Below are 19,580 nucleotides of genomic sequence, written 5' to 3' on the forward strand. Positions count from 1 at the left end.
AACTCCAAACAGGACCTAGCCCCACCGCCCGGTGTGCCAGCGCCTCCACCTGGACAGTAGTCGTAGCCGGCCCGGCTCCCGCCTCGGATATCGTGTTCCTCTACGGGGCGCCATAACGGATGTGACGCCCCCCAGCGGAGGTAGTCAGCGTATGAGTTCAAAGCGCAGCAAGAATCCAGCCCTGCCCGTACTTGACGACGCATTCCGACTCGCGTCGGTCAAGGACGCCGAAGAGTCCACCCGTGAATTGGCCGCGCGGCTGGCCACCACCGAGCTGCGCCGCGTTTCCCACCCGGGCCGGGTCACCTGGGAGCCCACCGATCAGGCCGAGCCCGTACCGGTCCCGCCGACTGTGGTCGACGGTGACGGGGACCTGTGGCTGCGGGACCGGGGCACTGGCACCTGGACCATGCCCGAGTTCAACCCGAAGGACTTCCCGGCCCGCTGTGGCGAGGTTCTCACGTGGAACCAGCTTGCCCGCGAGTTCGGCCCGCTGACCGCACTGGCCGACGACCGCCGCATCGGCGGCGGCCGGCGCTGACCGCGCTGCCTTCTGGGATGACCGCGCCCCTGAAGCGCCCGTTACGGGTAGCTGGGAGCTCCAGCTCACCGCCGAGCTCGACGATGGCGGCGAGCAGGTGAGCGTGGTGGTCGCGTGCGACGGCCTCGAGCAGCGTGGTGCGGGCCTGGCGCCACCCGATGTCCTCGGTGCGGCCGGCGTCGGTGGACCAGCCGGGTAGCGGTCGGCCTTTAGTTGCCGTGGTGAGCGCGCGGCCCAGCTCGCCGATCGACTGCTGCCAGGTCGGCCAACTGCCCGAGCAGGCCGCGCACCAGCTCGTCGACGGCGGCCGCCGGGCCGGCGCCGAAGGCCCGCGCTTCGGCAGCGGCCTCGGCGAGGACGTCTGTGGTGGAGGCGAGCGTCCATGTCCCTTCCGGGCGCCTGACCATCCTGGGGTGCAGCGACTACCTGCCTGACGCTGCCCGGTTCGACGTCCCGGCCGGATGGATGCGCGTCCGTGTCTCCCGCAGCGGCCTGGCGGTTGCAGCCGGGGACCCGGAAGGGTCCGCCCCCGAGGGCATCCGCCTGCAGATCTGGCCCGCACCTCAGCGGGAGCTGCGGGTGATCACCAGGTGGACGAGGCCAACGAACGGGGCTTGACCTCCATCGTGACCGCACCCACGGTGAGCCACAGTCACCGTTCGTCCGAGGGCGGACGTTAAATCACAAGCTCAGCCTTACGGCGATGAGCACGGGCGGGGTCCGTACACAGCTGCCGGTTCGTCAGGCGCCGATGGCGTCGTCCCTCGGCTGGTCGACCAGGGCAAGCAGGCGCATGGTCTTGTCGGCCCGCCCGTACTCGGCGAACGCCGCCCCCCAGCGGGGCTGGGGCCGCTAGCGGGTCAGGCCCGGCGCCAGCGCGGGCTCGGTACGACAGGGGCCGGTGGCGGGTCGGCGCGGTCGAGGCGCAGGCTGCGCAGGGTGGCGTCCGTCTCGCGCTCGAAGTGCTCGTACGTGATCAGCCGGTCCCACAGGGGGTCGGGCAGGCCGGGAACCGTGGCCCCGCGTGACTCCCATTCGCGCGCGAGCTGGTCGAAGACGACGGACCCGCCGCCGATGGTGGTGGTACTGCCCGACTGCTGCCGGGGGATCCCCCGCGCCGGAACGGCGGGACCGCGCTCGGGTGCCCGGTGCCGCGCCACGGAGGGCGAGTCGGTCGCGTGTGTAGTGCCCATACCTGCCCCAACGATTCTGCGCGCCCTCGGGTACGCCCTGCCGGCGACGGGCGATCGTCGGCATCCGGGGCGGCCTTCGGGCGGCGTCCGGGCGGAGTTCCGGATCCCGTTGCCCGCGACCCCCGACGTCCGTCAGCCGAGGCGGCTCGGCGAGGAAGCTGCCGGTGCCAGGATGCGGGGGGCGCCGGTGCCGTCCGCCGGAATCGTCCAGAGATCCGTGGTGTCCACCGCGCCCTCGGTGGGCAGGGCGTAGGCCAGGGTGCGGTCGTCGAGCCAGACGGCCTGGTCGTCCACGCTGCGCTTCTCCGCCAGCGGCTGCTCCCGCATCGTGCGCAGGTCCAGTACGTGTTCGCGCCACAGGGACGCACCGCGCAGCACGCGCTTCTTGTACGCGAGCCGGGTCTCGTCGGGGGACAGGGAAGGGCACTCGACGTTCTGGGCGAGGGTGACGACGCTGCGGCGCGCGAGCGAGCCCTTCACGAGGTAGGTCTGGCCCCCCGTCGAGAGGGTCGCGTAGAAGGTGTCGTCGTCCCTGGAGAAGGTGACGCCCCAGAAGTTCACGTCGCCCGCGCTGTACGGCTTCCCGCCGAGCTGGACGGCGAACTTCTCCAGGTCCGGTTCGAGCTCCCAGGTCCGGGTGTCCACGAGGGACGTGCGGGTGGAGAAGAAGGCGGAGCCGTAGGACTCCCCGGACACGAAGACGGTCCAGGCGGCGAAATGACCGCTGGGGGAGACCCGGGCCCGGGAGGGGGTGCCCGCGAGCGGGAAGCTGCGCAGCGTGCGCAGGCCGGAATCCAGGATCAGGGCCCGGTTCTCCTGGGACAGGGCCCCCGGCGTGGAGTTCAGGCACACGCCGGTCCCGGCGGAGGCGTGGAAGCGCAGGCAGTTCAGGTCCGACGCGGTGCGCTCCGCCTGGGGCGTCCGGGCCGGTACGGAGACGAGGGATCCGCGGTGCGGGCCGTGAGCGCCGTTGAGGAACACCAGGGCGTCCGGCCGGGCGAGAGTGACCTCGCCCCGGGCGACGGTGGGATCGCCGTCCTGGGTCCGCTCGGCGCGGGCGGCGGCGCGCAGCACCAGTACGGCGGCGAGACCCCCGAGGAGCAGCACGGCCAGCGCGAGTGCGAGCAGTCGGCGGGAGCGGGTCATCGGGTTCCTCCGGAGCGTCGGGGGGTGCCGTCGGTGTCGGTGTCGATGACCGTGCCGGTGTCGGTGTCGGTGTCGGTGCCTCTGTCGGTGCCGGTGCCTGTGTCGGCCGGATCCGGTGCTTCGCCCTCCGGGGCCGCCGGGCGCAGTACGAAGCCCGCGACGGCGGCGCAGCAGCACAGGCCGGTCGCGGCGGCCGCGAGCGCCGGACCGGACCCCCAGACCGTCCACGCGGCGCCGAGGGCGAGGGAGCAGCAGAACCGGGCCAGGGCCTGGCCGGTGCCGACGAGTGCGATTCCGGTGGCCCGCAGCTTCGCCGGAACGGTCGCCGCGACGGCGGCGGGGAGGACTCCGTCGGTGGCGGCGTAGAACATGCCGTGGAGCGCGAGGACCAGGTAGGGGAGGGCGGGCAGGCCGGGCGCCAACAGCAGCAGCCCGTACCCGGCGAGGAGGAGGGCGTGACCGGTGAGGAAGACGGTGCGGCGCCCGACCCGGTCGGCGAGGGCGCCGGCCGGCACGGCGAGCAGCAGGAACACGCCGGCGGTGCCCAGGGGGAGCAGCGGGAACCACTGCTCGCCGATGCCGGTGCGGTCCTGGAGCAGCAGGTAGAGGAAGGCGTCGCTGACGGTGGTCAGGCCCAGCAGGGCGGCGCAGCCCGCCAGGGCGCGGAGCCGGGGCAGGCGCAGCAGGCCCACCGCTTCTCGCAGGCTGACGGCGCCGGGCATAGGGAAGCCGGGCCTCGGGGAGGCCGGCCCCCGGGAGCTGGCCTCGGGCGAGGCGGGGCCTTGGGGGGACGGGTCATGAAGAGACGGGTCCTGAAGGGACGGGCCTTGGGGGGACGGGTCCTGAAGGGACGGGCCTTGGGGGGACGAGCCCGGGTAAGAGGGGCGCCGGGGAGACGGGAAGCGGGCCGGGCCGAGGTCCGCTCCGGAAGGGACGAAGAGCACGAGCACCACGACGCCCAGGACGGCGACGCAGGCGCTGACGCCGAAGACCGCGTCGTACCCGTCCACCGTCAGGCTCAGGATGAAGAACGCCGCCAAGGGCCCGAGCAGGGCCCCGGTGGTGTCCATGGCGCGGTGCACGCCGAAGGCGCGACCCTGTAACTCGGCGGGCGTGGAAAGGGAGATGAGGGCGTCCCGCGGGGCGGTGCGCAGGCCCTTGCCGGTCCGTTCGAGCGCGAGGATCACGCCGACCGGGCCGAGGCTGTGCGCGAGGAGCAGCAGCGGCTTGCACAACGCCGACAGCCCGTAGCCGAGGCCGGCGATCAGCTTGTGGTTGCGGATCCGGTCGGCGAGGTGGCCGCCGGTCAGCTGCACCAGCGCGCTGACCCCGTTGTACAGGCCGTCGAGCGCACCGAAGCCGAGCGGGCTCAGGCCCAGCCCGGCGACCAGGTACAGCGGCAGGACGGCGGTGACCATCTCGGAGGAGATGTCGGTGATCAGGCTGACCGTGCCCAGCGCGAACACCGCCGAGGCGACGGCGGGGGCCCGGACGGGTCCCCCGTCCGCCGGGCTCTTCGCGCCGACGGGCGCGGAGCGGTCCGCGAGGTACATGCTGTGCAGCTCCCGGTGGGTGCCGACGGTCTGAGTCGTCTGAGTGGTCCGAGTCGTCTGAATTGGTGAGGTGTGCCGGACGGACGGGCCCGGTCGGCCTCAGCCCTGCCGACTGCTCTCGTCGCGCAGCCACGTGGAGAAGTCCCCGGCCCGGATGGCCTTGCGGGAGCCCCGGCGGGCGGCGAGGGCCGCCACGACGAAGACCACCACCCCGGGGAGCAGGCGCGGTTGGGCCCGGAGCAGGGCGCGCAGATCGTCCGTGCCGGTGCGTGCGGACGGGGCGGACGGGGTGGGCCGGGTGGACGGGGCGGACGCGGCGGCGGGTGCCGGCCGGCCGGGCGCGGGTGTGGACGTCTGCTGCGCCTGGAAGTGCTCCAGTTCGGCGGAGGAGGTCGCCGCGCGGACGCGCCGCCGGATCAAGTCGCCCCAGGTGCGCGGCGGACGCACCACGACCCGGGCCGTCTCGACCACGCGCCGCTCCCCGGGGGCGAAGGCCAGGGACGCGGCCAGGTCGTCGGCCATCAGCGGGGGCAGGGCGGCGATCCGCGCGTGCCCCGCTTCGGTCACCGCGATGACCCCCCGCCCGAACAGCCCCTCCCGGACGGCCGGCAGCAGCTGCCAGACCCGGTAGTACGCCCGGACCGGCCAGGCGCAGCCGGCCAGCGGGATATCGCGCCCGGGGGCCGCCGCGAGGAGCCCCGGAGTGTCGGCGAGGGCGCCCGCCAGGGCTCGTACGTCGGCCGCTCCGACCACGACGTCGGCGTCCACGTACAGCCGGGGGAAGCCCCGCGCGTGCTCGTCGCCGACCCGCAGTGCCGTGTGTTTGGAGGGGGTGGCGATCTCCACCACGCGTACGCGCGGGCCGCGCGCGCCGGCCACGGCGGCGGTGTCGTCCGTACAGCCGTTGCAGACCACGACGATGTCGGGCTGTCCGGGATCCGGAGCGCCGGCGAGGAGCGCGTCGAGGAGCCGGCCGATGACCCGGCCCTCGTTGTGGGCCGGGATCACGATGCTGGTCACCCCGGAAGTATGCATGCCCGAACACCCGTACCGACCGATTCCTCCAACTCTCCCCGGGGGTGAGCCCGGTGGTCTAGATTGAACCCAGCCGACCGGATTCGGCGCGCTTCGGCGATGCCATATCCCGGTCGGCTCAAGGAAGTTGTGGCGGGTACGGGTGGGGTGGGCCTGGGGGAACGGGCCGCCCGCCCATGGGCTGGACCGGCGCGAGGGTGCCGGACGGCCGGGGGGCGGAAAGTACGTGGAACACGTACGGCATCGGTCGTGGGGGCCATCACCGTCGGGCGGGTCACGCACGGGTCGCGCAGGCGCCCGGCCCGTCTGCGACGGCACCCCCTTCCTTCGCACGCACCCCGGTCCTGGGTCGTGACACGCCCACGGGCGTTCGCGGGAGGAAGGGAACGCTGTGAAGGACACCGCGAAGGACGCCGACCGGGACGCCGGAACCGAAGGTGCGGGCCGGGCGGAGCCGTTGGGCGTCGCCGTCGTCGGAGCCGGGTACTGGGGCCCCAACCTCGTCCGCAATTTCCAGTCCAGCCCCGAGTTCCGGCTCCGCTGGCTCTGCGACCTGAACGTCGACCGGGCCCGCCAGGTGCTCGGCGACTACTCCACGGTCCAGGCGACCTCCGACTACGCGGCGGTGCTGGCCGACCCGGCCGTCGACGCCGTCGCCGTGGCCACCCCGGCCGGCACCCACCTCGACGTGGCCCTGGCCGCCCTGCGCGCGGGGAAGCACGTCCTCGTGGAGAAGCCCCTCGCGGCCACGTACGAGGACGGCCTGCGGCTCGTGCGGGAGGCCGAGGAACGCGGCCTCACCCTCATGTGCGACCACACCTACTGCTACACCCCCGCGGTCGCCCGCATCCGGGACATGGTCCGCTCCGGGGAACTCGGCGAGATCCAGTTCGTCGACTCGGTCAGGATCAACCTCGGGCTGGTCCAGAAGGACATCGACGTCCTGTGGGACCTGGCCCCCCACGACCTCTCCGTCCTCGACTTCATCCTCCCGGACAACGTCCGCCCGGTCGCCGTCGCGGCGCACGGGGCCGACCCGATCGGCGCCGGCCAGTCCTGCGTGGCCTATCTGACGCTCCAGCTCAACACCGGCGCCATCGCCCACGTGCACGTCAACTGGCTCTCCCCGGTGAAGGTCCGCACCACCATGGTCGGCGGCTCGAAACGGACCCTGGTGTGGGACGACCTCAACCCCACCCAGCGCGTCGCGGTCTTCGACCGGGGAGTGGACCTGACGGCCCCGCAGGAGATCGGCGCGGACGAGCGCCGCGACATGCTCGTCTCCTACCGGACCGGCGACATGGTCGCACCCGCGCTCGGCGAGAAGGAGGCCCTGCGCAGCATGGTCGAGGAGTTCGCCGCGGCCATCCGGACGCGGCGGCCGGCACTCACCGACGGCCGGGCCGGCCTGCAGGTGCTCGACATCCTCGAAGCGGCTTCCCGCAGCCTGGAGTTCAAGGGTGCGGTCGTCGGACTACGCACCGGGCGTTGACCCGTTCACCCGGTCTTCGCGCCCCGCACCCGCGCACACCGCGGCGGGGCCAACAGGGGACACACAACAGGGGACGCGCAACAGCACACGCAACAGTGCGCACACGCAGCAGGGACACCACGACCGACTCAGTAGGGGCAGGGCGTTGAGCAGCGTACGAGGCAAGAGGATTCTGGTCACCGGCGGAGCGGGCACGATCGGCTCGCACCTGGTGGACCTGCTGGTGGACAACGGGGCACGTGAGATCGTGGTCCTCGACAACTTCGTGCGGGGACGGACCGAGAACCTGGCCCGCGCGCTGCCGAGCGGCGTGGTGGACCTGGTCGAGGGCGACATCCGGGACGTCGCCGCCGTGCGCAAGGCGACCGAGGGCGCCGAGCTGGTCTTCCACCTGGCGGCCATCCGCATCACCCAGTGCGCCGAGGAGCCGCGGCTGGCGAACGAGGTGATGGTCGACGGCACCTTCAACGTGCTGGAGGCCGCCGCCGCGGCCGGGGTGGGCAAGGTGATCGCCTCCTCCTCGGCCTCCGTCTACGGAATGGCCGAGTCCTTCCCCACCACCGAGCGCCACCACCCGTACAACAACGACACCTTCTACGGGGCCGCGAAGGCCTTCAACGAGGGCGTCCTGCGCAGCTTCCACTCCATGTACGGGCTGGACTACGTCGCGCTGCGCTACTTCAACGTCTACGGCCCCCGGATGGACATCCACGGGCTGTACACCGAGGTGCTGATCCGCTGGATGGAGCGGATCGCCGCGGGCGAGCCCCCGCTGATCCTCGGGGACGGCACCCAGACCATGGACTTCGTCCACGTCAGGGACATCGCGCGGGCCAACCTGCTGGCCGCCGAGTCGGACCTGACCGACGAGGTGTTCAACGTCGCGAGCGGCTCCGAGACCAGCCTGCTCGACCTCGCGAACGGTCTGCTGGAGGCCATGGACGCGCAGGGGATGGTGCCGCAGCACGGTCCGGCCCGCGCCGTGAACGGGGTGACCCGGCGACTCGCGGACACCTCCGGGGCCACGGAACGCCTCGGCTTCACGGCCGGGATCGAGCTGCGCGCGGGGCTGCGCGACCTGGTGGAATGGTGGCGGGCCGAGCGCGCGGCGGACGCGACCGCCGCGGCCGCCGCCGGCGGCGCGACCGGTGGGGCAGGCCGATGAGCACCCCGCAAGCCCCCGCCCGGGCAGCACGGACGGCCCAGGAGGCCCAGCCCGCCCAGGCAGCCCAGCCCACGCAGGAAGCCCGGCCCGCCCAGGCCCGGATCCCGGTCATGATTCCGTGGCTCGGCGAGGAGGAGGCGCGGGCCGCCGCCGACGCGGTCCTCTCCGGCTGGGTGGCCCAGGGGCCCCGCGTCGCGGAGTTCGAGCGGGCCTTCGCCGCGCGGGTGGGCGCCGAGCACGGCATCGCCGTGAGCTCGTGCACCACCGCCCTGCACCTGGCGCTGATCGCGCTGGAGCTCGGTCCGGGCGACGAGGTGATCGTCCCCTCGCTGTCGTTCATCGCCACGGCCAACGCGGTGCGCTACGTGGGCGCGCACCCGGTGTTCGCGGACGTGGAGGAGGCCACGGGGAACCTGACGCCGGCCACCGTGGACGCGGTACGCACCCCGCGCACGCGGGCAGTCCTCGCCGTCCACCAGGGCGGGGTGCCGGCGGACGTGCACGCCCTGCGCGCGGCCTGCGCGGACTGGGGCGTACCGCTGGTGGAGGATGCCGCCTGCGGCATCGGCGCCACCGTGGGAGGCACGTCGGTCGGCCGGGGCGCGCTGCTGGCCGCCTGGTCCTTTCACCCGCGCAAGGTGATCACCACCGGCGAGGGCGGCATGGTCACCACCGACGACGCGCGGTGGGCCGAGCGGCTGCGCCGGCTGCGCGAGCACGGCATGAACGTGTCCGCCGCGCAGCGGCACGCGAGCACCACACCGATCGCCGAGAGCTACCTCGAGGTCGGCTACAACTACCGGATGACCGACATCCAGGCCGCGGTCGGCCTGGTACAACTCGGCAAGCTGGACGCGATCGTGACCCGGCGGCGGGAGCTGGCCGCCCGGTACGCGCGGCAGCTCTCCGGGATTCCGGGCCTGCGGCCGGTCACCGATCCCGCTCACGGCGAGGGCAACTTCCAGTCGTACTGGGTGCTGCTGGCCGAGGAGTTCCCGGTCGGCCGGGACGAGCTGCTCGCGGTGCTGTCCGAGGCCGGGATCTCCGCCCGGCGCGGGATCATGGCCTCGCACCTGGAACCGGCGTACGCCGGGCACGGGGCGGCGGCCCTGCCGGCGACCGAACGGATCAGCCGCGACTCGCTGATCCTGCCGCTCTTCCACACGATGACGCACGAGCAGCAGGACCGGGTGGTGGCGGTCCTTCGCGAACAGGCCGCCCGAGGAGCGGACGGACGGGCCGCCGGACAGCCCGGCAGACGGATGGACGGACGGGCCGGCGGATGACGCGCACCAGCGGGCCGGCCACCGAGGACCTGCTGATCGTCGGCGCGGGCGGGTTCGCCCGGGAGACCGCCCAGGCCGTACGGGACACGGTCGCCGCCGACCTGGCGGGCGGACGTACCCCGCGGTGGCGGCTCGCGGGGCACCTGGACGACGATCCGGCCCTGCAGGGCCGGGACGTGGACGGGGCGGAAGTGCTGGGCGGCTGCGATCTGGTGCACAGCCGGCCCGGCACCCGCGTGGTGGTCTGCGTCGGCAGTCCGCGCGACTACGCCGTGCGGGCCCGCCTCGTGCGGCGCCTGGGCCTGCCCGAGAGCCGGTACGCCACCGTGGTCCATCCCACGGCGGTGGTCTCCGGTTCCTCGGTGCTCGGCGCGGGATCTGTGCTGCTCGCGCAGTGCGTGCTGACGGCGGCGGTACGGCTGGGGTCCCACGTGGCGGTGATGCCGCACGTGGTCCTCACCCACGACGACCGGGTCGCGGACTTCGCGACCCTCGCCTCGGGCGTCCGCCTCGGCGGCGGGGTGCGGGTCGGCCGGGGGGCCTACCTGGGCGCGGGCGCGCTGGTCCGGGAGCACACCACGGTCGGCGCCTGGTCGCTGACCGGCATGGGAAGCACGGTCCTGGCCGACGTGCCGCCCGGCGAGGTCTGGGCCGGCAGCCCGGCCCGCCGGCTGCGCGAGGCGGGGGGCCCGGCGCTCGAAGAGCTGCGGGCCGAGGTCCTGGAGACCGGCCGGAGGCCGCAGACACGGATGGGGAGCACGACCCGATGAACCAGATACCGCTCGTCGACCTGAAGGCGGCCCACGCCGAGGTCGCCCACGAGATACGCGCAGGATTCGACCGCGTGCTGGCCGACACCGCCTTCATCGGCGGCGAAGAGGTCCGCGCCTTCGAGCGCGAGTACGCCGAATTCGCCGGCACCGCCCACTGCGTCGGCGTGGCCAACGGCACCGATGCCCTCGAACTGGCCCTGCGGGCCAGCGGGGTGGGCGTCGGCGACGAGGTCGTGCTGCCCGCCAACACGTTCATCGCCACCGCCGGGGCCGTCGCCCGGATCGGCGCCCGGCCGGTGCTGGTGGACTGCCTCCCCGACACCCTGCTGATGGACCCCGAGGCCGCGCTGAAGGCCGTCGGCGCGGCCACGCGCGCGGTGGTACCCGTCCACCTGTATGGGCAGTGCGCCGACGCCGGGGAACTGGCCGCGCGGCTGCCGTCGCACGTCAAGGTCGTCGAGGACGCCGCGCAGAGCCAGGGCGCCGCCCGGAACGGGCGCACCCCCGGCAGCGGCGGGATCGCCGCGACCAGCTTCTACCCGGGCAAGAACCTGGGCGCGTACGGGGACGCGGGCGCGGTGGTCACCGACGACGAGGAGACCGCCGACCTGGTGCGGGCACTGGCCAACCACGGGGGCGTCGCCAAGTACCGGCACGACGTCGCCGGGTTCAACAGCCGCCTGGACGGACTACAGGCCGTGGTGCTGCGGGCCAAGCTGGCCCGGCTCGCGGAGGGGAACGCGGCCCGCCGCGCCGCCGCCGCCCGCTACGACGAGCTCCTGGCCGGCCCGGTGTCCGACGGACGCCTGATCCCGCCGGTGACCGCGCGGGGCAACGTCCACGTATGGCACCTGTACGTCGTGCGGGTAGGCGACGCCGAGCGCGACGCCCTCGTGGGCAAGCTCAACGCGGAGGGCATCGGCGCCGGCGTGCACTACCCGGCACCGGTCCACCTCACCCCTGCCTTCAGCCACCTCGGCCACGGACGAGGAGAGTTCCCGCACGCCGAACAGGCCGCCGACCGGATGCTCTCCCTCCCGCTCTTCCCACAGATCACCGCCGCCCAGCAGCAGCGGGTCGTGGACGCGCTCACCGACGCCCTGTGCTGACGCAGAAGCGGTAGAAGGAGGAACGGATGAACAGACGGACAAGGTTGCTCCGGTACGGACTCTTCTCGGTCGTCGCGGCGCTGACGGCCTCGGTCTTACCGCCGTCCGCGGTGGCGGCCGCGGTGGACCCCTGCGGCACCACCACGAACGCGATCGTGTGCGAGAACTCCAAGGCGGGCACGCCGATGTCCGACTGGTTCGCGCCCAGCGCCTACGGGGACATCAAGGGCTTCAGCGCCCAGACGAGCGTCCAGTCGGGCGACACCGTGCAGTTCAAGATCCAGTCCCCGACCCCGTACAAGGTGTCGGTCTACCGGCTCGGCCACTACGGGGGTGACGGGGCCCGCCTGATGTCGACCCCGACCCAGGCGGCCCAGAGCCACCCGGCGAACTTCCCGCAGGGCGGCAACCCGCAGAACTGCACCACCAAGCCCGCCACCGGTCTGGTCGACTGCGGCAACTGGCCGGTCACCGCGACGTGGACGGTGCCCTTCGACGCCGTATCGGGCCTCTACATCGCCAACTTCGACCAGGCCGACGGCAACGGCGTGATGCCCTATCCCTTCGTCGTCCGCAACGACTCCAGCCACTCCGACATCGTCGTGCAGACCAGCGACCAGACCTGGCAGGCGTACAACAACTACGGCGGTCAGGACCTGTACGACGGCGGGGGACCCGCCCCGGACGGCCGGGCGTACGAGGTCAGTTACAACCGCCCGATGGACATCGGCGGGGAGAACGGGATCTACGGATCCGAGTTCCAGATGATCTCCTGGCTGGAGCGCAACGGGTACGACGTGAGCTACATGTCGGGCATCGACATGTCGACCAGGGGCGCCACCCAGCTGCAGAACCACAAGGTCTTCATGTCCTCCGGGCACGACGAGTACTGGACCCAGGACCAGTACACGAACGCCCTGGCCGCCCGCCACGCGGGCGTCAACCAGACGTACTTCAGCGGCAACGAGGTCTTCTGGAAGACCCGCCTCGCCCCCAGCATCGACGGCGCCAACACGGCCAACCGGACACTGGTCTGTTACAAGGAGACCAAGCTCTCCTTCCCCCAGCCCAACGGCGTACCCGACCCGAGCGGCATCTGGACGGGCACCTTCATGGACCCGGCCAGCGCCACGAACGGGCGGCCCTTCCAGCCGCAGAACCAGGTGACCGGCTCCCTGTTCAGCGTCAACGGCTACCGCAGCGACGCGATCACCGTGCCCGGCGCGTTCGCCAAGATGCGACTGTGGCGGGGCACCACCGTCGCGAACCTGACCCCCTCCCAAACCGCCACCTTCCCGGTCGGCACCCTCGGATACGAGTGGGACAGCGACGCGCAGGACGCGGCCCGCCCCGCCGGCCAGATCCAGCTGTCGTCCACCACGGTGGACATCAACGACGGCAAGCTCCGGCTCGACTACGGGAACACGTACGGCAACGGCACCGCCACCCACAGCCTGGTCGCCTTCCGGGACCAGACCTCCCACGCCCTGGTCTTCGGCGCGGGAACCGTGCAGTGGTCCTGGGGCCTGACCAACATGCCCACGGGCGACCCCGGCAACACGGTGGTCACCGCCGACAAGCGGATGCAGCAGGCGACGGTCAACGTGTTCGCCGACATGGGCGTCCAGCCCAAGTCCCCGCAGAGCGACCTGGTCGCCGCGACGAAGTCCACCGACACCACGGGCCCGGCCGTCACCGTGACCGGCCCCGCGGCGAACGCCACCGTGCCCGCACTGCGGCCGGTGACCATCACCGGCACCTCGGCCGACAGCGGCGGCGGAGTCGTGGCCCGCGTGGAGGTCTCCACCGACGGCGGCGCCACCTGGAAGGCCACCACGGGCATCGGGTCCTGGAACTACCAGTGGACCCCGACCGCCCCCGGCGCCGTACAGATCAAGGTCCGGGCGGTCGACGACAGCGTCAACATCGGCGCGACCACCACCGTGCCGCTGACCGTGGGGCCCCAGCAGTGCCCCTGCACCGTCTGGCCCGCCGCGGCCGTGCCGGGCACCGTCAACGCCGGTGACGGCAGCGCCGTCGAGCTCGGCGTCAAGATCCGCTCCTCGGCTCCCGGATCGATCACCGGGATCCGCTTCTACAAGTCCCCCGCCAACACCGGCGCCCACACGGGCAGCCTGTGGAGCAGCACGGGCCAGCGCCTGGCCACGGGCACCTTCACCCAAGAGACGGCGTCCGGTTGGCAGCAGCTGAACTTCCCCTCGCCGGTCCCCGTCAAGGCCAACACCACGTACGTCGCCTCCTACTTCGCACCCAACGGCGGATACTCCTTCGACAACACCTTCGCCGCCTCCGACGCCGGACTGGCCCCGCTGACCGCGCTGCGCAGCGGCACCGACGGCGGCAACGGCGTCTACCGCTACAGCGCCACCAGCGGGTTCCCGGCCACCACGTCCTCGGGCAGCAACTACTGGGTGGACGCCGTCCTGGACACCTCCACCGCGAGCACCGTGCCGCCCACCGTCACCTCGACCACACCGCAGTCCGCGGCGACCGGCACCGCGATCACCGCGACGGTCAAGGCCACCTTCAGCGAGGGCGTGGACGCCGACACCCTGGTGTTCACCGTGAAGGACCCCGGCGGGGCCACCGTCCCGGGCAACAAGGTCCTCGACTCCACCAACAGCGCCACCTTCACCCCGTCCACCGAACTGGCGCTGAACACCACCTACACGGCATCGGTGCGGGCGGCCGACCTGTGGGGCAACACCATGGCGCAGCCCTTCACCTGGACCTTCACCACCAGCACGAGCCCTCCCGCGGTGAACTGCCCCTGCACCCTGTGGGCCCCCACCGCCGAGCCGACCACCGCCAACGTCGGGGACGACACCAACTCCGTCGAACTGGGCACCCGCTTCCAGTCCACGGTCGCCGGATACATCACCGGCGTCACCTTCTACAAGGGACTGGGGAACACCGGCACCCACACCGGCAGCCTGTGGTCCGCCGTAGGCACGCTGCTGGCCACCGGCACCTTCGGCAGCGAGACCCTGTCCGGCTGGCAGCAGCTCCACTTCACCACCCCGGTGGCCATCACCGCGAACACCGAGTACGTGGCCTCGTACCACGCGCCGAACGGCAAGTACTCGGTGGACGGCGGCTACTTCACGGCGGCGCACCGCTCCTATCCGCTGGTCGCCCCCGCCGACGGCAGCGGTGGCGGCGCCGTGACCGGCAACGGCCTCTACAAGTACGGGGCGGCCACCGTCTTCCCCGCCAACACCTTCGGCTCGGTGAACTACTGGGTCGGCCCGGTGTTCACCATCACGGTGCCCTCCGGTCCCGCCCTGGCGGGACCGACGGAGGTGTCCGGCCCGTGAGCACCGTCAGCGTGGTGATCCCCTGCTACAAGTACGGCCACTTCCTCGCCGACTGCGTCAAGAGCGTCCTGGACGAGCAGGAAGGCGTCGACGTCCGCGTCCTGATCATCGACGACGCCTCGCCCGACGACTCGGCGGCGGTCGCGCGCGCCCTCGCGGCCGCCGACCCCCGCATCGAAGTACGGGTCCACGAGCACAACCGGGGCCACATCGCCACCTACAACGAAGGTCTGCTGGAATGGGCCGACGGGGACTACGTGGCCCTGCTGTCCGCCGACGACCGGCTCGTCCCGGGGGCCCTGGTGCGCGCCGCCGCCCTGCTCGACGCCCACCCGGAGGCCGGCTTCGCGTACGGCAGGCCGCTGCGGTTCCAGCACGGCGGTCCGCTGCCCACCGCCCGGACCCGGAGCACCGGTTCGGTGGTCTATCCCGGGCGGTGGTGGCTGGAGCGGCGCTTCAGGGAGGGCACCGGGTGCATCACCTCGCCCGAGGTGGTCGTCCGCACCAGCCTGCAGCGCAAGGTCGGTGGCTACGATCCGCAGCTCCCGCACGCCGGGGACATCGAGATGTGGATGCGGCTCGCGGCCCACGCCGACGTGGGCTACGTCCGCGGAGCCGACCAGGCCTTCTACCGGGTGCACGGCAACAACATGTCCACCACGGACTTCGGCGGACACCTCGACGACCTGCGCCAACGCCTCGTCGCCTTCGATTCGGTCCTGGAGAAGTGCTCCGGCCTCCTCCCGGAGGCCGGAGCACTGTCGCTGGCGGCGCGGACCCGGCTCGCCCGGTACGCGCTGCGGCGCGCCTACCGCGCCTACGACCGCGGGCGCACCGGGACGGTTCCGGTCGGGGAACTGGAGGCGTTCGCCGCCGAGTGCCTGGCGGACTACACCTCGCTCGCCGAGTACCGGGCACTGCGCAGGCGCCGGCGGATCGGGGCCCGCGCCATGCCGTACCTCCAGCCGCTGGTGCTCTCGGCCTTCGCCGACCGGGGGCGCGAGTGGCTCTGGTGGCGGTCGTGGAAACGCCGGGGAATCTAGGGCGGTGACCAGTGCGGCGACCGGCACAGCACTCATCGGGGATGCGATGAACCACCAGCACGAGTGCCCCGCCCGCGGGGCGTGGGCGGCCCGGCGGCCCGCTGTCTCAGCGGGCCGCCGCGGCCGTCGGCACGCGGCTTCCGGCCGGGTCCCCGCAACCGGAACCGGCGCCGTCGCCTTCGCGCCGGCGCCGGTTCCGGCGTGCCAGGAGCTGGTCCGTCCACAGTGCGCAGGCCACCCCGCAGACCCCGGCCAGCAGCGCCGTCCCGGCCAGGCCGCGGCTCTTGGCGGGGGTCTGCGGGGTGGCGGCCGGAGGCACCAGCAAGGTCACGCTCATCCGGGCGGCGGCCGGTATCCGCTGCTCGGCCTGCATGTCCGCGAGGTGCTCGCGGTAGGCCTCGACGATCTTCAGCACCGACTGGTCGGCCGCGCCGGGATCCGTGTGCTCCGCCTGGACCTGGAGCGAGGGGATCAGATAGCGGGGGGTGACACTGGTGCCGCTGTTGCGGGGGGTCAGGCGATAGGTCCCCGACACCCCCGCGGCACGCAACTCATCACGCCCGGAAGGGGATTCGAGCTGCTGGACCGCCGCGTAGGAGACGGCGGCGAGCGGAGGCTGCAGATTGGCGAACTGGTTCGGCTGGTTGCCCGTCACCGGCGGTTTGAGCACCACGATCGCCGAGCTCACGTAGGTCGGCTCGGGGCGCAGCACCTGCAGGGCGCCGACGGCCGCGAGCAACGCCGCCAGGACCAGGACGTACCAGCGGCGGCGCAGCGTACGGAACAACTCGCCAGGCGACACAGGATTCCTTCCGTAGCCATCGATCTTCCCAGGACGCCGGTCGGATGGCCATCGGTTCCGGCGGCTCGCGGAGCACGCTCGTGAACATCGGTGAGATGGGCACGGTGCTGCGGCGGCGCTGGTACGTGATGGGACCCTTGACGACGATCGGTCTCCTCGCCGGTCTGCACCTGTACGAGTCCGTGCCGGTGTCCTACCAGTCGCAGAGCTCGGTGGCCCTGCTCGACTCCACGGCGGTGGCCGAACTGGCCCCCGCCTTCGGCAACCCCATCGCGAACGCGGGGGGTTCGCTGGTCGTGACCGCCGACGTGCTGATCAGGACCATGTCGGGGGCCGACGCGGCCCGGGACCTGCGGGGGCTCGGGGTGAGCGACCCGTACACGGTGGGCTTCGCCGCGAACACCTCGGGCCCGATGCTCACGCTGACCGTCACGGGCACCGACCGGGAGAAGGTGCTCAAGGAGACCAGCACGCTCACCGCGTTCGCCGGCGAACAGCTCAACGCGCTCCAAGCGGCGGCCAAGGTGCAGCCCGCCTACTTCGTGCAGTCGGCCCCGGTCGTGCTGCCGCAGACCCCGAAGGCACAGCTCAAGGCCCGCTACCAGCAGGTGCTGGCGGTGGTCATCGCCGCCGTGGTCGCGGGCTTCACCGCCTCCTTCATGGCGGAGAGCCTCCTGGCGGGCCGCCGCCGCAGGCGCGAGGCCGAGGCCGCCGCCGCGGGTGAAGCCGAGGCCGCGGGTGAGAGTGTCGGTGGGGGCGCGAGCGCGAGCGTCGGGGCGAAGCCCCGCGTACGCAGGCGGACGCGGGCCCGGGAGCTGGACGCCACGGCCCTGCTCACCGGCTATCTGGGGCTGGCCTTCTTCATCCCCTCGAACCTGACCCTGCCCGGCCTGGGCGGGGTGGGCACCCCCGCCAACGTCTTCGCGCTCCTGGCCCTGTTCTGGTACCTGGCGACCTGGCTGAGCGGCCGGATCCGGGCGGCCCCGCGCACCCGGCTGCCCCGGTTCGTGATGTGGCTGCTGGTCGTCTCCGTGCTGGCCTCCTACCTCGCGAACGCCTCCCGGGGCAGCTCGCACAAGGAGGTGCTGGGCGCGGACCGGGGGCTCATCGGACTGCTCGTCTGGGTGTCGCTGGTGGTGCTGGTCTCGGCCGGCATCCAGGACAGGGCCCGCCTCGACGTACTGCTGCGGCGGACGGTGGTGATGGGAGCGGTGGTGGCCGCCATCGGCTACTACGACTTCTTCACCGCGACGAACATCGCCGAGAAGATCAGCATCCCGGGGCTCCAGTCGAGCGTCGCGCAGATCACCACACTGGACCGCGGGGCGTTCACCCGGCCGCGCTCCACCACGGCCCAGCCGCTGGAGTTCGGCGGCATGCTCGCCCTGCTGCTGCCCTTCGCCGTGCAGCAGGCCTTCGATCCCGTACGGGCGCACCTGAGCCGCTGGCGCCGCTGGGCGCCGGTGGCACTGATGGGGGGCGCCCTGCCGCTGACCGTGTCGCGGACCTCGATCATCGGGGTGCTCATCGTGGTGCTCGTGATGGTGCCGCGCTGGAAGCCGCGGCGCCGCTGGAGCACCTTCGGCCTGCTGATGGGCTCGGTGGCCGTCTTCAAGGTCCTCGTACCCGGGCTGATCGGCACCATCACCACCCTCTTCGGGTCCTTCCTGTCGAACTCCGACAGCAGCACCCAGGCCCGTACCGTCAAGTACAGCGCGATCGTGCCGTACGCGCAGGAGCGCCCGCTGTTCGGACGGGGCCTGGGGACCTTCACGCCGGACCTCTACTTCTTCACCGACAACCAGTACATGCTGACCCTGGCCGAGATGGGCCTGCTGGGCCTGGTCGCGCTCCTCGCCCTGTTCCTCACCGGGATCCACCAGGGCGGAGCCATCCGCCGCCTCGCCGCCGACGAGTCCGACCGGGAGCTCGGGCAGGCGTTCTTCGCGTCCGCCCTCGTCGCCCTGGTCAGCGCCGCCACCTTCGACGCCCTCAGCTTCCCGATGTTCGCCGGGATGTTCTTCCTGACGATCGCCGCCGGAGGCAGTTGCCTCGGCTTCATCCGGCGCACCGCGCCGAAGCCCCGAACCGTGGAGTCACCGTGCCTTTCGATGGACCCGTCTCCCGTCACCCGGACCGGCCGGCCCGATCGGACGCAGCCGGTCCAGTAGCCGGTCCAGTAGCCGGTCCAGTAGCCGGTCCAGTAGCCGGTCCAGCAGCCGGGCCCGTGGCCGTCATCGTCGTCACCTGGAACAGCGCCCCGGTGATACCCGAGTTCCTCGCCTCGCTCCCCGAGGGCATGGACGGGCTCGACTGGCGCCTGGTCGTCGCCGACAACGACTCCGCCGACGACACCGTGGAGTTGATCCGCTCGCTGGCCCCGGACGCCACCGTCGTCCAGACCGGCCGCAACGCCGGGTACGCGGCCGGGGTGAACGCCGCCCTGGGGGCCGCCGCCGGACGGGAGGACGGCTTCCGCGCCGCCCTGGTGTGCAACCCGGACATCCGGATGCGGCACGGCTGTGCCGGGCTCCTCGTCGACGCCCTTGGCGCCCCCCTGGCCGGCGGGGGCCGGGTCGGGATCAGCGTCCCGCTGCTGTACGGGGAGGACGGCGCGCTGCAGCACTCGCTGCGCCGGGAGTCGCGCGTGACGCGGGCCCTGGGCGAGGCGGTGATCGGCAACCGGCGGGCGGGCCGCTTCCCGCTGTGGAGCGAGCTGGTCACCGATCCGTCCGCGTACGGGCGGGCGACGGTCGCGGACTGGGCCACCGGCGCGCTGATGGCCCTCTCCCGGGACTGCCTGGACGCCTGTGGGCCCTGGGACGAATCGTTCTTCCTGTACTCGGAGGAGACCGAGTACTGCCTGCGGGCCGGCGACCGCGGCTTCGCCACCCGCCTCCAACCCGCGGCCTCGGCCGTCCACCTCGGCGGGGACTCGCAGGTGTCCCCCCGCCTGTGGACGCTGCTCACCCTGAACCGCGTACGGCTCTACGGGCGTCGGCACGGGACGGCGGCCACCGCCGCCTTCCGCGCGGCCGTCCTGCTGCGGGAGACCTCGCGGGCCGCGCTCGGCCGGCCCGCGAGCCGGGCGGCGGCCCGCGCCC

At 72.8% G+C, this 19,580-nt stretch carries 16 protein-coding genes; 10 read left to right on the forward strand and 6 right to left on the reverse strand.

All coding sequences use genetic code 11. The features are described 5' to 3' along the window. Positions 1 to 151: 151 nt before the first annotated feature. Positions 152 to 541 carry a hypothetical protein gene (locus tag J7E97_RS31510; RefSeq protein ID WP_215034395.1) on the forward strand — a complete coding sequence of 130 codons (390 nt, stop codon included), beginning with the start codon at positions 152 to 154 and terminating at the stop codon, positions 539 to 541. Positions 542 to 750: 209 nt separating this feature from the next. Here the strand turns inward: J7E97_RS31510 and J7E97_RS31515 are convergent, their stop codons facing one another. The 5 genes from J7E97_RS31515 to J7E97_RS31535 all read right to left on the reverse strand — a co-directional run bounded on the left by J7E97_RS31515 (position 751) and on the right by J7E97_RS31535 (position 5,453). Next, the gene (locus J7E97_RS31515) at positions 751 to 948 is read right to left on the reverse strand and encodes a hypothetical protein (protein ID WP_215034397.1); all 198 of its coding nucleotides are present in this window, start codon (positions 946 to 948) and stop codon (positions 751 to 753) included. A gap of 453 nt (positions 949 to 1,401) precedes the next feature. After that, a complete protein-coding gene (locus J7E97_RS31520; RefSeq protein ID WP_215034399.1) occupies positions 1,402 to 1,734 on the reverse strand; it encodes a hypothetical protein in 333 nt (110 codons plus the stop codon). A gap of 132 nt (positions 1,735 to 1,866) precedes the next feature. Then, the gene (locus J7E97_RS31525) at positions 1,867 to 2,880 is read right to left on the reverse strand and encodes a TolB-like translocation protein (RefSeq protein WP_215034401.1); all 1,014 of its coding nucleotides are present in this window, start codon (positions 2,878 to 2,880) and stop codon (positions 1,867 to 1,869) included. After that, entirely contained in the window at positions 2,877 to 4,433 is a 1,557-nt protein-coding gene (locus J7E97_RS31530) for an MFS transporter (protein ID WP_215034402.1), read from the reverse strand. Before J7E97_RS31530 ends, J7E97_RS31525 begins: the two co-directional genes overlap by 4 nt. A gap of 99 nt (positions 4,434 to 4,532) precedes the next feature. Then, positions 4,533 to 5,453, reverse strand: coding sequence for a glycosyltransferase family 2 protein (locus J7E97_RS31535; protein WP_308346877.1), 921 nt, complete (start codon positions 5,451 to 5,453; stop codon positions 4,533 to 4,535). Positions 5,454 to 5,859: 406 nt separating this feature from the next. Here J7E97_RS31535 and J7E97_RS31540 point away from each other — a divergent pair, with 406 nt between their 5' ends. The 7 genes from J7E97_RS31540 to J7E97_RS31570 all read left to right on the forward strand — a co-directional run bounded on the left by J7E97_RS31540 (position 5,860) and on the right by J7E97_RS31570 (position 15,674). Continuing rightward, a complete protein-coding gene (locus J7E97_RS31540; RefSeq protein ID WP_215034406.1) occupies positions 5,860 to 6,960 on the forward strand; it encodes a Gfo/Idh/MocA family protein in 1,101 nt (366 codons plus the stop codon). 145 nt (positions 6,961 to 7,105) lie between these two features. Beyond that, a complete protein-coding gene (locus J7E97_RS31545; RefSeq protein ID WP_215034408.1) occupies positions 7,106 to 8,125 on the forward strand; it encodes an NAD-dependent epimerase/dehydratase family protein in 1,020 nt (339 codons plus the stop codon). Continuing rightward, a complete protein-coding gene (locus tag J7E97_RS31550) occupies positions 8,122 to 9,411 on the forward strand; it encodes a DegT/DnrJ/EryC1/StrS aminotransferase family protein (protein ID WP_251055444.1) in 1,290 nt (429 codons plus the stop codon). Before J7E97_RS31545 ends, J7E97_RS31550 begins: the two co-directional genes overlap by 4 nt. Beyond that, positions 9,408 to 10,181: a NeuD/PglB/VioB family sugar acetyltransferase gene (locus tag J7E97_RS31555; RefSeq protein ID WP_215034410.1), complete on the forward strand. Its 774-nt coding sequence runs from the start codon at positions 9,408 to 9,410 to the stop codon at positions 10,179 to 10,181. The genes J7E97_RS31550 and J7E97_RS31555 overlap by 4 nt, the downstream gene beginning before the upstream one ends. Continuing rightward, entirely contained in the window at positions 10,178 to 11,293 is a 1,116-nt protein-coding gene (locus J7E97_RS31560) for a DegT/DnrJ/EryC1/StrS aminotransferase family protein (RefSeq protein WP_215034411.1), read from the forward strand. Before J7E97_RS31555 ends, J7E97_RS31560 begins: the two co-directional genes overlap by 4 nt. 26 nt (positions 11,294 to 11,319) lie before the next feature. After that, positions 11,320 to 14,631 carry a DUF4082 domain-containing protein gene (locus J7E97_RS31565; protein ID WP_215034413.1) on the forward strand — a complete coding sequence of 1,104 codons (3,312 nt, stop codon included), beginning with the start codon at positions 11,320 to 11,322 and terminating at the stop codon, positions 14,629 to 14,631. Then, a complete protein-coding gene (locus J7E97_RS31570; protein ID WP_215034415.1) occupies positions 14,628 to 15,674 on the forward strand; it encodes a glycosyltransferase in 1,047 nt (348 codons plus the stop codon). The genes J7E97_RS31565 and J7E97_RS31570 overlap by 4 nt, the downstream gene beginning before the upstream one ends. 106 nt (positions 15,675 to 15,780) lie before the next feature. Here J7E97_RS31570 and J7E97_RS31575 read toward each other — a convergent pair whose 3' ends face one another. Beyond that, positions 15,781 to 16,476: a hypothetical protein gene (locus tag J7E97_RS31575; RefSeq protein ID WP_215034417.1), complete on the reverse strand. Its 696-nt coding sequence runs from the start codon at positions 16,474 to 16,476 to the stop codon at positions 15,781 to 15,783. Between the two features lie 44 nt (positions 16,477 to 16,520). Between J7E97_RS31575 and J7E97_RS31580 the strand changes: the two genes are divergently transcribed. Beyond that, positions 16,521 to 18,647, forward strand: coding sequence for an O-antigen ligase (locus tag J7E97_RS31580; RefSeq protein ID WP_251055445.1), 2,127 nt, complete (start codon positions 16,521 to 16,523; stop codon positions 18,645 to 18,647). Between the two features lie 56 nt (positions 18,648 to 18,703). Beyond that, positions 18,704 to 19,580 (forward strand): glycosyltransferase (locus J7E97_RS31585; RefSeq protein ID WP_215034419.1); only part of this gene is annotated, 877 nt, incomplete at its 3' end.

Source organism: Streptomyces sp. ISL-66 (assembly GCF_018614135.1).
Lineage (GTDB): Bacteria > Actinomycetota > Actinomycetes > Streptomycetales > Streptomycetaceae > Streptomyces.